Genomic DNA, 13,248 nt, shown 5'->3' on the forward strand with positions numbered 1-13,248 from the left:
GGCGGGGCCCCCCCCCCCCCCCCCCCCCGGGGGTGGCCCCCCGGGTCCGGGCGGAGCCCCGGTGCCCGGCGCCGGCCGGGTTGCAGTTCTGGGGGCTCCGCCCCAAACCCCGCTCCTCAAACGCCGGAGGGGCTGGACTTTGCCCCCGCCCGGCGGGCGGCCGGCCCAAGTCGGCTGGACTTTGCCCCCGCCCGGTGGGCGGCCAGCCCGAGTCGGCTGGACTTTGTCCCCGCCCGGTAGGCAGCCGACCCGAGTCGGGTGGAGTTGCCCCCGCCCCGTGGGCAGCCGACCCGAGTCGGGTGGAGTTGCCCCCGCCCCGTGGGCCGCAGGTCGGAAGGGCGGGGGCCGTCCAGTGGGGGTCCGTTCGTGTTCGAGTGGGGGCGATTGACCCGGTTCGGCGGGGCGTGGTCTACTCGCGGGCATGACCGGCACCGACGTACGCCTCTGGCGGAGGGTCCACATGGACCTGCTCCGCTTCGCAGGCTGCGTGTGTCGGCCGTCCTGCTGATTCGCCCCTTTCCCGCGCGCCCAGCGCCGCCCCGCGAACCCCAGGACGGTCCCCCATGTCTGCAACCTTGTCCCCGCATGCCCCCCGCACCGGCCCCGGCGCCGCCGAACTGCTCGACTTCGCCCGCCGGACCGCCGCCGACACCGAGCTGGTCGCCTCCCTGCCGCTCGACCCGGACGGCCGTACCTGGGTCCGGCTCGCCGGCCCCGGCGGCAGTGAGGCCTGGCTGATCGGCTGGCCCCCGGGCACCGGCACCGGCTGGCACGACCACGCCGAGTCGCGCGGCGCGTTCGCCACCGCCGCGGGCCGGCTCACCGAGCACTCGCTGGCCGTACGGCTGCCGTCGGAAGGCTGGCGGAGCCTGGAGCTGGCCGGGAACGTCGACCGCACCCGGACCCTGGCCGCCGGCACCGGCCGGGCCTTCCGCGAGTTCCACGTGCACGACGTGTTCAACGATTCCCCCACCGAGCACGCGGTCTCCGTGCACGCGTACTACCCGCCGCTCCCCCACATCCGCCGCTACTCCCGCACCGGCCACGTCCTGCGGCTGGAGCACGTCGAGCGTCCGGCGGACTGGCAGTGAGCGCCGACGCACCCGGCCCGACCGGGATCGACGAGCTGCTGGACCGGGTCCGCGCCGGCTACGAGCGGATCGACGCCCCGTCGGCGCACCGGGCCGCGGGCGGATCCGGCGCCCTGCTCGTGGACATCCGCTACCAGGCGCTGCGCGAGCGCGACGGGCTGATCCCCGGCGCGCTGGTGATCGAGCGGAACGAACTGGAGTGGCGGCTCGACCCGCAGGGCAGTCACCGCGTACCCGAGGCCACCGGCCACGACCTGCAGATCGTGGTGATCTGCAACGAGGGGTACGCGTCCAGCCTCGCGGCGGCCTCCCTTCACCAGCTGGGCCTGCACCGGGCCACCGACCTGATCGGCGGCTTCCAGGCCTGGAAGGCGGCCGGACTCCCGGTGGTCCGACCGGCCCGTGGCCCCCGTACGGGCTGACGGGCTGACGGGCTGACGGGCTGACACCAGCAGTCCGGCGGGGGTCCCGGCACCGCCCGGGGCCCCCGCCGCCCGCCGCTACTCCGCGGCGGTGGCCACCTGCACCGGCCGCACCCGCAGCGCGGCCCGGCCTGGCAGGGCGGTCGCCACCAGAGCGAGCAGGGCGGCCAGCCCGACGACCGTGCCGGCCGCCAGCGGCAGCACGGCGGGGGCCGCCCGGCCGGTCATGCCGATGCTGAAGGCGGTCAGGACGGCGAGGGCGATCGCGGCCCCGAGGACCGTGCCGGTCAGCGCCACCGCCAGGGCCTCGGTGCGCAGCATCCGCAGCACCTGCCGGCGGGTCGCGCCGGTGAGGCGGAGCAGGGCGAACTCCCGGATCCGCTCGGCGGTCGACATGGCCAGGGTGTTGACGACGGCGATCGCGGTGAAGGCGAGCACCAGGCCCATGGCGATCAGGTTGACCTCCGCGCCGGCCTGCTGCCGGCCGACGCGCAGCGCGTCGGCCTCCGCCGCGGCGAGCACCGCGGTCCCGGGGAACGGGCGGACGGCGGCGTCGAGTGCGGCCCGGCCGGTGCCGGGGGCGGTGGCGACGAGCACGCTGCCCGCGAGCGGGTTGTCCACGTGCGCGGCCACCAGGCCGCGGGCCAGGGTCAGGTCGCCGAAGCCGAGGCCGCGGGCGTAGACGGCGGTGACGGTGACGGTCACCGGCGTGCCGTCGCCGAGGGTGAGCCGCAGCGGGCTGCCGGGGTGCAGGCCGAGCCGGTCGGCGGCGAGTTCGCTGACCGCGGCGCTGCGGGCGCCGAAGCCGGCCAGGGTGCCTGCGGTGACCTGCGGGTCCCAGGTGCGGGTGAGTCCGGTGGGGGTGACGCCCTGGGCCGGGTACTTGGTGAGGCCGACGCGGACGGTGGTGGTCACGATCTCCGTGGCCGCGGTGACGCCGGGGGTGCGGCGCAGCCGTTCGGCGGTGGCCGGTGTGACGCCCGGGCCGCGGGCGGCGACCACCCAGCCGGCCCGGACGCCCTCGCGGGCCTGGGCCCGGGCCGCGTCGCCGAGGGTCGGCTGGACGAAGAGGACCGTGCAGGCCATCCCGACGAGCAGGGCGACGGGAGTGACGGCGGAGGCGGTACGGGCGGCCCGGCCGCGCAGGTTCGCGGTGGCGAGCCGGCCGCCGATGCCGGTGGTGCGCAGCGGGAGGGCCAGCAGGGCGGCGGCGCAGCGGACCAGGAGCGGACCGAGGAGGGCGACCGCGGTGGCGAGGACCACCACGGCGAGGAAGGTGACGGGGGTGGCGGCCGGCTCGGTGCGCAGTCCGGCGAGGACGACGACGAGGACGGTTCCTGCGGCCAGCAGCAGGGTGCCGGCCGCGATCCGCGGCCAGGTGGGGCGCGGGCGTTCCACGGCGGCTTCGGCGAGGGCCTCGGCAGGGCGGATGCGGGCGACCCGGCGGCCGGTGATGCGGGCCGCGGCCCAGGCACCGGCGAGCGTGACGGCGACCGCGGCGGCCATGGGGAACACGCCGGCGGTGCGTTCGAGGGTGGTGGGGATCGCCCCGGTGCCGGTGAGGCGGCCGTGCAGCCAGGCCGCCAGCGGCAGTCCGGCGAGCGCGCCCGGCACGGCGGCGGCGAGTCCGACGAGCAGGGCTTCGCGGCCGAGCAGGCGGCGCAGCTGGCCGGAGGTGGCGGCGACGGCGCGCAGCAGGGCGAGTTCGCGGTGGCGCTGGCGGACGGTCAGGGAAAAGGTGCCGGCGACGACGAGGACGGCGACGAGCAGCGAGGTGCCGCCCATGGCGCCGCCGAGGGAGACCAGCTTGGTGCGGGCGGTGGCCGCGTCTGCGAACTCGGCCCTGCCACGGGCATCACCGGTGGAGATCACGGCGGTGGTGCCGTGGAGGGCGGTGGCGAGGGTGCGGTGCAGGGCGTCGGCAGTCACGCCGGGGGCGGGCAGTACGCCGATGGCGGTGTGGCTGCCGGCGGGCCGTCCGGAGAGCCGGCGGGCCTCGGTTCCGGTGAAGAACAGCGCGCTCTGGTGGGCGAGGGCACCCCCGGGGGCGCCGCCGGCCCGGGCGATGCCGGTGACGGTGTACGTACGGGGCTCGGCGGTGGCCTGGACGGTGAGGCGGGCGCCGGGGTGCAGGGCGGCGCGGGCCGCGAGCGCCCGGTCGACGACGACCTCGCCCGGCCGGCGCGGGGCGCGGCCCTCGGCCAGGGTGAAGGGGGTGAGTGCGGCGGATTCCCAGGCGTGTCCGTACGTGCGGGGGCCGCCGGTGACCGGGACGGGGGTGGCGCCGGGGGCCGCGGCGGCGAGGGGGACGGCCTGGAAGGTGAGTTCGGGCACGGCGCGGCCGACGCCCGGCTGGGCGCGGACCTTCTCCAGGGTGCCGGCGGGCAGCCAGGCCCGTTCGGCGACCGGCTTGGCCTTGTGCTTGACCTTGGTCTTGCCCTTCTTCCGCTTGACCGTGGTCTGGTGCACGTTCTGGTCGGCGGAGACCACGAGCGGCGCGGCCGCGTACCGCTCGGGGGCGATCCGGCCCCGCAGTCCCGTCTCCAGGAGGGTGCCGCAGGCGGTGATGAGGGCGGCCGCACAGAGGAGCGCGACGAAGGCGCCGAGGAAGCCGGCGGTGCGGTACCAGAGGGTCTTGAGTGCGTAGCGCAGCAGCATGGGCCCAGCCTGCTGGCCGGAACCCCTGCCGAGCATTGGCGTGCCCCGGTCAATGCGCCCGGGGACAAACCCCACCCCGGGCGGGGGCGGGCCCCCGCCGGGTGGTGCGGCAGCCGGGGGCGGTACGCCCGGTGTCCCCCGCGGTCAGTACGCGCCGTACCCCAGGTCGTCCGTCTCCTCGCCCTCGGCTTCCAGGGCACTGCGCACCACCCGCAGGGCCATGCCCTCCGGGTAGCCCTTGCGGGCCAGCATCCCGGCGAGGCGCCGGATCCGCTTGTCGCGGTCCAGGCCGCGGGTGGCGCGGAGCTTGCGGTCGACGAGTTCGCGGGCCGTCTCCTCCTCGCGGTCGGAGTCGAGGCGGCCCATGGCGTCGTCGATGAGGGCGGAGTCCACGCCCTTGGTCCGCAGTTCGCGGGCCAGGGCCCGGCGGGCGAGGCCGCGGCTGTGGTGCCGGGACTCCACCCAGGCGCCGGCGAAGGCGGCGTCGTCGATGAGGCCGACCTCCTCGAAGCGGGAGAGGACCTCCTCGGACACCTCCTCGGGGATGCCCCGCTTGCGCAGGGCGTCCGCGAGCTGGCGCCGGGTGCGCGGGGTCCCGGTGAGCAGGCGCAGGCAGATCGCCCGCGCCTGCTCCTCGGGACTCTGGGGGGGCGTTTCCCGCTCGGCCCTCGACGAGCGGGGAACACGCTCCTCCGCGTGCTCCACGGTCAGCTCTTGGCCGTGGCGGCCTTGGCCGTCTTGGCCTTGGACGCCGGGGCGGGCACGGCGGCGGCCGCGTCCGTCTCGGCGGCGGCGCCGGCGGCGGCCTCCGGAGCGGGCTCGGCAGCGGCGCTCTTGCGGACGCCGACGCCCAGCTTCTCCTTGATCTTCCTCTCGATCTCGTTGGCGAGGTCGGGGTTGTCCTTCAGGAAGTTGCGGGCGTTCTCCTTGCCCTGGCCGAGCTGGTCGCCCTCGTACGTGTACCAGGCGCCGGCCTTGCGGATGAAGCCGTGCTCCACGCCCATGTCGATCAGACCGCCCTCGCGGCTGATGCCCTGGCCGTAGAGGATGTCGAACTCGGCCTGCTTGAACGGCGGGGCGACCTTGTTCTTGACGACCTTGCAGCGGGTCCGGTTGCCGACCGCCTCGGTGCCGTCCTTCAGGGTCTCGATGCGGCGGATGTCGATGCGCACGGAGGCGTAGAACTTCAGCGCGCGGCCACCGGTCGTGGTCTCGGGCGAGCCGAACATCACGCCGATCTTCTCGCGCAGCTGGTTGATGAAGATCGCGGTGGTCTTGGACTGGTTGAGCGCGCTCGTGATCTTGCGGAGCGCCTGGCTCATCAGACGGGCCTGGAGGCCGACGTGGGAGTCGCCCATCTCGCCCTCGATTTCGGCGCGGGGCACGAGGGCCGCGACGGAGTCGATGACGATGAGGTCGAGGGCGCCGGAGCGGACGAGCATGTCCACGATCTCCAGCGCCTGCTCGCCGGTGTCCGGCTGGGACAGGATGAGGTTGTCGGTGTCGACGCCCAGGGCCTTGGCGTACTCGGGGTCGAGCGCGTGCTCGGCGTCCACGAAGGCGACGGTACCGCCGGCCTTCTGCGCGTTGGCGACGGCGTGCAGGGTCAGCGTGGTCTTACCGGAGGACTCCGGCCCGTAGATCTCGACCACTCGGCCGCGCGGCAGGCCGCCGACGCCGAGGGCGATGTCCAGGGCGGTCGACCCGGTGGGGATCACCTCGATGGGGTCGTTCGGCCGGTCGCCGAGGCGCATCACCGCGCCCTTGCCGAATTGCCGTTCAATCTGTGCGAGCGCGGCGTCGAGCGCCTTCTCGCGGTCGGTGCCTGCCATGGGTTCCACCCGGGTTGCTTGAGTCGATCGCTTCACGTGAAAGACGCTAACGCCTGCCACTGACAATGCTCCTCCACGGCCGTTCCGGCTGTGGATAACTCATCAGAATGGATGTTCGATTTCCCTGTCAAGCGAGCCACGCCGCACCCGTCACCCGGGCCGCGCCCACCCCGCCCGGCCCCGCCGACACCCGGGACGACGCACCTAGAGCGGCGCGCTTGCGTCGGCCGCGAACGCCCCGCCGTGACCGGGCACGATGACGTCCGCCGCGGCCAGCACGCGCTGCCGGGAGGCCCGCAGCCCGTCGCGGTCGGGGGCCACCGGGTCCTCGGCGGGGCCGTCCGGACGCCACCACAGGTCGCCGACGAAGGCGACCACGCCCGCGTCCGTGCCGGCCAGCAGCGTGATGTCCTCGGGGCTGTGCCCCGGGGTGCGGATGAGCCGCAGCGAGGGCGTCAGCTCGTACCCCTCGGCGTCCCGGTCGGTCCACTGGTCGGCCTGGTAGATCGCCTTGTGGTCGTGGACGCGCGCGTTGCCGAAGAGGCCCACGTTCATGGTGTTGTCCGGGTGGTGGTGGCTCAGGACCACGTCGGTGATGTCGTCGGGCCCCAGCCCCAGGGCGGCGAGCGGGCCGAGGATCCGGTCGCGGCCCGCGACCATGCCCGGGTCGACGATGACGTGCCGGCCGGCGTCGGCGACGTACGAGACGGTGGCGGCCACGCCGGGGCCGGTCGAGAGGGTGTAGCCGGTGGTCAGGATCACGTGGGCGGCGCTGCGGCCGCGGGGTGCGTCGGTCATGACCCGATCCTGTCGGGCCCGCCGGACGGCCACGAGTGGCACGGATGCCAGTGTTCGCAGGAAAAGTGCCATACTCCGCGCGTGCCTCCCTTCACGACCGTCGCCGCGTACGCCCCGCCCGGTGTCGGCCTGCTCGCCGTCGGGATCGTCGCGGAGGTGTTCGCCGCGCGCGGGGCGGACCTGCCCGCCTTCGACTTCGCGCTGTGCGCGGACCGGGCGGGGTCCGTCGTCGCCACCGACGTCGGCGTGCCGGTGACGGTCGCGCACGGGCTGGACCGGCTGGCCGCCGCCGACCTCGTGATCGCGCTGCCGGGCGCGGGGTTCCGCACGGCGCCCGGGCCCGAGGTGCTCGGCGCCCTGTCGGCGGCCCGGGCGCGCGGCGCCCTGGTGGCCGCGCACTGCGTCGGGGCGTTCACGCTCGCCGCCGCGGGGCTGCTCGACGGGCGGCGGGCCACCACGCACTGGCGCTTCGCGGAACTGCTGGCCCGTACGTACCCGGGTGTCACCGTCGAGGCGGACGCCCTGTACCTCGACGAGGGGCCGGTCGTCACGGGAGCGGGCGCCGCGGCGGGCGCGGACCTGTGCCTGCACCTGATCCGGCGCGAGCACGGCGCCGCCGCGGCCAACGCAATCGCCCGGGACATGGTGCTGCCCTCGCACCGGGACGGCGGCCAGGCCCAGTACCTGGCGGCACCGGTGCCGGAGGACGGCCGGGACGAACGGCTCGCCGAGGTCCTCGCCTGGGCCCGCGCACACCTCGACGAGCCGCTGCCGGTGGCCGAACTGGCGCGCCGGGCCGTGATGAGCAAACGGTCCTTCGCCCGCCGGTTCGCCGCCGCCACCGGCACCACCCCGCACGCCTGGCTGCGCGACCTCCGGCTGAGCAGCGCCGAGGAGCTGCTGGAGACGACGGACCTGCCGGTGGAGGAGGTCGCCCGGCGGGTCGGCTACGGCAGTGCGGCCGTGCTGCGCGAGCAGTTCGTCCGGCGCCGGGGCGTGCCGCCGCGCGCCTACCGTCGCTCGTTCACCCGGATGGCGGATCCCCGGGCCTGACCGGCGGCGGTCCCCCGGGTGCGCCGCTCGCCCCGCCCCGCGATGCGCCCCGCCGTGCCCGGCAGCACGATGGAAGGGTCTCTGCAAGTCCGCAGGAGCCAGGGGAGTGGCCATGTCGCTCGTGAAGGCCGGACCGGATGTCACCGTGATCGCCGACCACCTGGAGGTGCCCGGCATCGGGTTCCTCCCCGTCAACGCCTTCGTCCTGCACGCGGCCGAGCCGGTGGTCGTGGACACCGGCCTGAGCCTGCCGGACCGGGACTTCCTGGCGCGGCTGGGCGAGGTGATGGACCCGGCCGACGTCCGGTGGATCTGGCTGACCCACCCGGACCGGGACCACACCGGCGGGCTGTTCGCGCTGCTGGCGGCGGCGCCGCGGGCGCGGGTGGTCACCACGTTCCTGGGCGCGGGCATCATGTCGACCGAGCGCCCGCTCCCGATGGACCGGGTCTGGTTCCTGAACCCGGGACAGTCCCTCGACGTGGGCGACCGGACCCTGCGCGGCTTCCGGCCGCCGCTCTTCGACAACCCGGCGACCGTCGGCTTCTACGACGACCGGTCGGACACCTGCTTCAGTTCGGACTGCTTCGGCGGCCCGATGCCCTCGGCGGAGCTCGCCGACGGCGGCGAGGCCGCGGACGTCGACCCGGACCGGCTGCACGCCGCCCAGCTGCTGTGGGCGGCGGTCGACAGCCCGTGGGTGGCGGTGGCGGATCCGGAGAAGTACCTGGCGACGGTGCAGCCGCTGCGGGAGATGAACGCGGCGCGGGTCCTGTCGACGCACCTGCCGCCGGCCACCGGGCTCACCGGCCGGATGCTCGACACCCTGAGCACGGCGCCGGGCCTCGATCCGTTCATCGGGCCCGACCAGGTGGCCCTGGAGCAGATGCTGGCCGGCTTCGAGCCGGGCGTGCCGGAAGCGGCCTGAACCTGTCAACCGGAGGTTGACACTCCCCGACTGTCAACCTAGGGTTGCACCCATGACGAACCCTTCGGTGGAACCCGTCCGCATGACCCATCCGGTCCGCCTCGACGACCTCATCGAGGCCATCAAGACCTCCCACACCAACGCCCTGGAGCAGCTCACCGGCGCCGTCGTCGCAGCCGAGCACCTCGGCGACGTCGCCGACCACCTCATCGGACACTTCGTCGACCAGGCCCGCCGCTCCGGCGCCTCCTGGACCGACATCGGCAAGAGCATGGGCGTCACCCGCCAGGCCGCCCAGAAGCGCTTCGTCCCCAAGGCCGACGGCGAGGGCGAGGCCGCCCAGGACTTCGCCCGCTTCACCCCCCGGGCCCGCAACGTCGTCGTCACCGCGCAGGCCGAGGCCCGGTCCGCAGGCAACGCCGAGATCCGCCCGGAGCACCTGGTCCTCGGCCTGCTGTCCGAGCCCGAAGGACTCGCGGCGGTCGCACTGAAGGCCCAGTCCGTCAGCCCCGGGGCGGTGCGCGAGGCCGTCGCGGCGGTCCTGCCGCCGGCCGCCGGAGCGGTCCCCGACCTCATCCCCTTCGACGCGGCCGCCAAGAAGGCCCTGGAGCTCACCTTCCGGGAGGCGCTGCGCCTGGGCCACCCCTACGTGGGCACCGAGCACGTCCTGCTCGCCCTGCTGGAACTGGAGCACGGCGACGGCGTCCTCAGCCGCAGCGGCGCCACGAAGGACGCCACCGAGGCCAAGGTCACCGAGATCCTCGCCGCCATGGGCGCGGTCCCCGGGGCCGGCGCGGCCCCGTGACAGCGTCCGCCACGTCGTAGCGGCGTACGTACGCACCCAGGAAGGCCTGCAGCGTGGCGACGGCCGGGATCGCGATGAGCGCCCCGACCGCGCCCAGCAGCGCGGTGCCGGCGATGACCGAACCGAACGCCACCGCCGGGTGGATGTCGACCGCCTTCGAGGTCAGCTTCGGCTGGAGCACGTAGTTCTCGAACTGCTGGTACACCACCACGAAGCCGAGGACGTACACCGCGTACCAGGGATCCCCCTTGAAGGCGATCAGCATCGGCAGCGCGCCCGCGAGGTAGGTGCCGATGGTCGGGATGAACTGGGAGACCAGCCCGACCCACACCGCCAGCGCGGGCGCGTACGGCACGCCGAGCACCGCCAGCAGGACGTAGTGCGCCGCTCCGGAGATCAGCGCCATCAGGCTGCGGGAGTAGAGGTAGCCGCCGGTCTTGACCACGGCGATCTCCCAGGCCCGCAGCACCTCGGCCTGCTTCGCGGGCGGCAGTACGGAGCACAGGGCGCGCCGCAGCCGCGGCCCGTCCGCGGCGAAGTAGAAGGAGAACAGGCCGATCGTCAGCAGCTTGAAGAGTCCGCCGAGCACGGTGGCGGACACGTCGAGCACGCCGGACGCGCTGTTCTGCGCGTACTTCTGGAGCCAGTCCGAGTGCAGCAGGCTGTCCTGGACGGCCAGCCGCGACAGCTCGGTGCCGAAGGTGGTGTTGAGCCAGCTGATCACCGAGTCGAGGTAGCGGGGGAAGTCCGCCACCATTTCGACGATCTGCTCGGCGAGCATGGTGCCGAGCAGGAGCACGAAGCCCACGGCGCCGGCCAGCACCCCGATGAACACCAGGAAGGTGGCCAGGCCGCGGCGCATGCCCCAGCCCGCCATCCGGTCGACGGCCGGTTCCACGGCGAGCGCCAGGAAGAAGGCGATCAGGATGTTGACGAGCAGCCCGATCAGCTGGTGGAAGGCCCAGCTGCCGAGCTGGAAGCAGGCGTAGAGGGCGAGGGTGAGGACCACGGCCCGCGGCAGCCAGCGCGGCATCCGCGTCGCGGCCGTGATCCCGCCGTCCCCCGCACCGCCGCCGCCCGCGCCCGCGGGAGCCGTCTCCGGAGCGGCGGGGGCGGGGCCGGCCGGGGCCTCGCCCGTCCGGGCGCCGGGCACGGACACCGCCGCGCCCACCGGGTCCGGTGCGCGCGGTGCGTCCGCCGTGCCGGCGGCCCGGCCGTCCGTCGTCCCTGCGGGCGCCCCGGCGCCCCCGGCCTGCTCGGTCTCGTCTGTGGCTGCCACCCGGCAAGTCTCCCGTACCCGCCGGGCTCCCGGCCGTCGGCCTCCCGCCGGGGGCCGAGCGCGCCTCGACCGGCCCGCGGCTCAGCGCTTGTCGGCGGGTACGTCCACGGCCGCGCACACTGCGCGCCACACGTCCTTGGCCTCCCAGCCCGCATCCAGCGCCTGGTGCACGGTCCGGCCGCCCAGTTCCGTCATCACGTGGTCGCGCGCGAACGAGTCGGCGTACCCCGCACCGAAGTGGTCGGACATCCGCTCCCAGAAAATCGTCAACCGCATGCACCCAGTATCCCGCCCCGGAGAGTGGCCCCGGCCCGTTCACCGGTGCCGGGCCCCCGCACCGCCCTACCGTTCCGTCCATGGCTGGAGACGAGGCATCCCCCCTGGCCCGCGCCGAGCAGTTCGTCTGGCTCACCGCGCGGGTGCTGGAGCAGCGCAGGTTCGCCTTCCACTTCCTGGGCGGCGGGCCCGACCCGGTCGACGCCGCCCTGGGCCCGTACCTGAACGGGGACGGCGGCTACGGGCACGCCCTCGATCCGGACCTGCGCGGCCCGGCGAGCCAGCCCCTGCACACCGCGCACGCCCTGCGCGTCCTCGACAGCCTGGGCCGGTGCGCCGGCCAGCGCATCGAGCGGCTGTGCCGGCACCTGACGCAGGTGTCCACGCCGGAGGGCGCTCTGCCGCTGCGCTGCCCCACCGCGCGCCCGTTCCCCGCGGCGCCGTGGCACCCGGACCTCGACGACCCGTCGAGCGCGCTGCTCACCACCGGGCCGGTGGTCGGTCTGCTGCACCGCAACCGGATCTGGCACGCCTGGCTGTTCCGCGCCACCGAGTGGTGCTGGGAGCGGGTGGAGACCCTGCACCACGCCCACCCGTACGAGATCCAGGCCGCGGTGTCCTTCCTGGAGGGGGTCCCGGACCGGTCCCGGGCCGCGGCCGCCGCCGACCGGCTGGGCCGGCTGGTGCGCGAGCAGGAGCTGGTGGTGCTCGATCCCCAGCGGCGGGCGGAGCACCCCGTTCCGGCAGGTGGCGGGCCCGGCGAGCAGCTGTTCCCGCACGATCTGGCGCGGCGGCCGGAGTCCCCGGCCCGCAGCTGGTTCACCGACGAGGAGATGGCCCGCTCGCTGGACTTCCTCGCCGCCGAGCAGCAGGAGGACGGCGGCTGGCCGGTCCGGCGCCGCGCCTGGGCTCCGGGCAGCTCGCTGGAACGCCGCCCGATCGCCACCATCGAGGCCCTGCTGACCCTCCGCGCCCATGGCCGCTCCGACCTGCTCAGCCGCCCAGCGCCCGTACCCCCGCGGTGACCGCCACCGCGGCCGCGACGACGACCAGGAACGGGGCGCGCAGCAGCAGGGCAGCCCCGGCGGCCGCGAGACCGGCGGCGCGGGCGTCAAGAACGAGGGCGCTGCCGGAGCTGAAAGTCTGCTGGGCGGTGAGGGCCGCGAGCAGCGCCACCGGAAGCAGCGCGGACAGCCGGCGGACCAGCGGCCGCTCCAGCGCGCCGGCCGGGACCAGCAGGCCGGCCAGTTTGACGAGGTAGCAGCCGGCCGCCGTGACGGCGATGGCGATCCAGACGTTCATCGGGTCCTTCCTTCGTCCGTGGCGCTGCGGGCCCGCTCGCCGCGCCCCTTCACGTAGAGGACGGCGGGCGCGGCGAGCGCGGCGACCAGGACCGGCACCCCGGCCGGCAGGACCGGCAGGAAGCCCAGGCCGAGGACGAGGGCCAGCACGGCCACCGCCCGCTCGGTCGCGGTCTTGAGCATCGGGGCGAGCAGCGCGAGGAAGACGGCGGGTCCGGCCGCGTCCAGCCCCCAGGCGGCGGTGTCGCCGATGGCCTCCGCGCCCAGGGCGCCGAGCAGGGTGGTCGCGTTCCACAGCACGTAGAGGCTGAGGCCGGTGACGGTGAAGCCGAGGCGGGCCGACGACCGGTCGCGCTGGGCGAGGGAGACCGCGGTCGTCTCGTCGATCACCCAGTGCGCGGCGAACGGCTTCACCGCCTTCGGCAGCGCGAGCAGCTGCGACAGGCGCAGTCCGTAGAAGGCGTTGCGGGTGCCGAGGAAGAAGGCCCCGGCGGCGGCCGTGAACGGGTTGCCGCCCGCCGCCAGCGCGCCGACCAGCGCGAACTGCGAGGCGCCGGTGAAGACGAGCAGGCTCAGTACGCAGGCCTGCGCCACGCTGAGACCGGATCCCGCGGCGGTCACGCCGAACGCGAAGCCGGAGAGCCCGACCGCGATGCCGACGCCGAGCGCGTCCCTGATGACCGCCCCGCGGGCCGCGTGTCCGGGGCCCGCGGCCGGTTCCGGCCGCTGCCCGGCCCCTGGCCCTGTCTGCCGGCCGGCCACCCGGCCCGCCACGTCGTCTGCCACTTGATCTGCCACGCCCCGA

14 protein-coding genes and 1 pseudogene are annotated in these 13,248 nt (G+C 75.3%); 7 read left to right on the forward strand and 8 right to left on the reverse strand.

Features of this window, described 5'->3' with window-relative positions; translation table 11 throughout:
- Positions 1 to 460 precede the first annotated feature (460 nt).
- The 3 genes from LG634_RS38520 to LG634_RS31640 are packed head-to-tail and all read left to right on the forward strand — an operon-like array spanning position 461 to position 1,513.
- Positions 461 to 508, forward strand: coding sequence for a hypothetical protein (locus LG634_RS38520; protein WP_366479264.1), 48 nt, complete (start codon positions 461 to 463; stop codon positions 506 to 508).
- Between the two features lie 55 nt (positions 509 to 563).
- A complete protein-coding gene (locus LG634_RS31635) occupies positions 564 to 1,091 on the forward strand; it encodes a cupin domain-containing protein (protein ID WP_226738919.1) in 528 nt (175 codons plus the stop codon).
- Entirely contained in the window at positions 1,088 to 1,513 is a 426-nt protein-coding gene (locus LG634_RS31640) for a rhodanese-like domain-containing protein (protein WP_226738921.1), read from the forward strand. The genes LG634_RS31635 and LG634_RS31640 overlap by 4 nt, the downstream gene beginning before the upstream one ends.
- Before the next feature lie 78 nt (positions 1,514 to 1,591).
- Here LG634_RS31640 and LG634_RS31645 read toward each other — a convergent pair whose 3' ends face one another.
- The 4 genes and pseudogenes from LG634_RS31645 to LG634_RS31660 all read right to left on the reverse strand — a co-directional run bounded on the left by LG634_RS31645 (position 1,592) and on the right by LG634_RS31660 (position 6,801).
- A complete protein-coding gene (locus LG634_RS31645; RefSeq protein WP_226738923.1) occupies positions 1,592 to 4,171 on the reverse strand; it encodes an ABC transporter permease in 2,580 nt (859 codons plus the stop codon).
- Between the two features lie 144 nt (positions 4,172 to 4,315).
- A pseudogene (gene recX / locus LG634_RS31650) lies at positions 4,316 to 4,975 on the reverse strand (recombination regulator RecX); the annotation flags it as partial.
- A complete protein-coding gene (recA, locus tag LG634_RS31655; RefSeq protein ID WP_226738925.1) occupies positions 4,879 to 6,003 on the reverse strand; it encodes a recombinase RecA in 1,125 nt (374 codons plus the stop codon). The pseudogene recX and the gene recA, both read right to left, overlap by 97 nt.
- 204 nt (positions 6,004 to 6,207) lie before the next feature.
- Positions 6,208 to 6,801, reverse strand: coding sequence for an MBL fold metallo-hydrolase (locus LG634_RS31660; protein ID WP_226738927.1), 594 nt, complete (start codon positions 6,799 to 6,801; stop codon positions 6,208 to 6,210).
- 81 nt (positions 6,802 to 6,882) lie between these two features.
- Here LG634_RS31660 and LG634_RS31665 point away from each other — a divergent pair, with 81 nt between their 5' ends.
- The 3 genes from LG634_RS31665 (at position 6,883) to LG634_RS31675 (ending at position 9,587) form a co-directional block, all read left to right on the forward strand.
- Positions 6,883 to 7,854, forward strand: coding sequence for a GlxA family transcriptional regulator (locus LG634_RS31665; protein WP_226738929.1), 972 nt, complete (start codon positions 6,883 to 6,885; stop codon positions 7,852 to 7,854).
- 112 nt (positions 7,855 to 7,966) lie between these two features.
- Entirely contained in the window at positions 7,967 to 8,782 is an 816-nt protein-coding gene (locus tag LG634_RS31670) for an MBL fold metallo-hydrolase (RefSeq protein ID WP_226738931.1), read from the forward strand.
- 52 nt (positions 8,783 to 8,834) lie between these two features.
- Entirely contained in the window at positions 8,835 to 9,587 is a 753-nt protein-coding gene (locus tag LG634_RS31675) for a Clp protease N-terminal domain-containing protein (protein ID WP_226738939.1), read from the forward strand.
- On the opposite strand, the gene LG634_RS31680 is transcribed toward LG634_RS31675, so the two are convergent.
- Positions 9,532 to 10,620, reverse strand: a complete 1,089-nt coding sequence (locus LG634_RS31680; protein ID WP_308072721.1) for an AI-2E family transporter — start codon at positions 10,618 to 10,620, stop codon at positions 9,532 to 9,534. The genes LG634_RS31675 and LG634_RS31680 overlap by 56 nt on opposite strands.
- A 327-nt stretch (positions 10,621 to 10,947) precedes the next feature.
- Entirely contained in the window at positions 10,948 to 11,142 is a 195-nt protein-coding gene (locus tag LG634_RS31685) for a DUF3046 domain-containing protein (protein ID WP_226738941.1), read from the reverse strand.
- Positions 11,143 to 11,222: 80 nt separating this feature from the next.
- On the opposite strand from LG634_RS31685, the gene LG634_RS31690 reads away from it, so the two are divergent.
- The gene (locus tag LG634_RS31690; protein WP_226738944.1) at positions 11,223 to 12,167 is read left to right on the forward strand and encodes a hypothetical protein; all 945 of its coding nucleotides are present in this window, start codon (positions 11,223 to 11,225) and stop codon (positions 12,165 to 12,167) included.
- Here LG634_RS31690 and LG634_RS31695 read toward each other — a convergent pair.
- Positions 12,136 to 12,444 carry an AzlD domain-containing protein gene (locus LG634_RS31695; protein ID WP_226738945.1) on the reverse strand — a complete coding sequence of 103 codons (309 nt, stop codon included), beginning with the start codon at positions 12,442 to 12,444 and terminating at the stop codon, positions 12,136 to 12,138. The genes LG634_RS31690 and LG634_RS31695 overlap by 32 nt on opposite strands.
- A complete protein-coding gene (locus LG634_RS31700; protein WP_372482529.1) occupies positions 12,441 to 13,241 on the reverse strand; it encodes an AzlC family ABC transporter permease in 801 nt (266 codons plus the stop codon). Before LG634_RS31700 ends, LG634_RS31695 begins: the two co-directional genes overlap by 4 nt.
- Positions 13,242 to 13,248: the final 7 nt, after the last annotated feature.

It is taken from the genome of Streptomyces bambusae, assembly GCF_020532645.1.
GTDB classification, from domain to species: domain Bacteria; phylum Actinomycetota; class Actinomycetes; order Streptomycetales; family Streptomycetaceae; genus Streptomyces; species Streptomyces bambusae.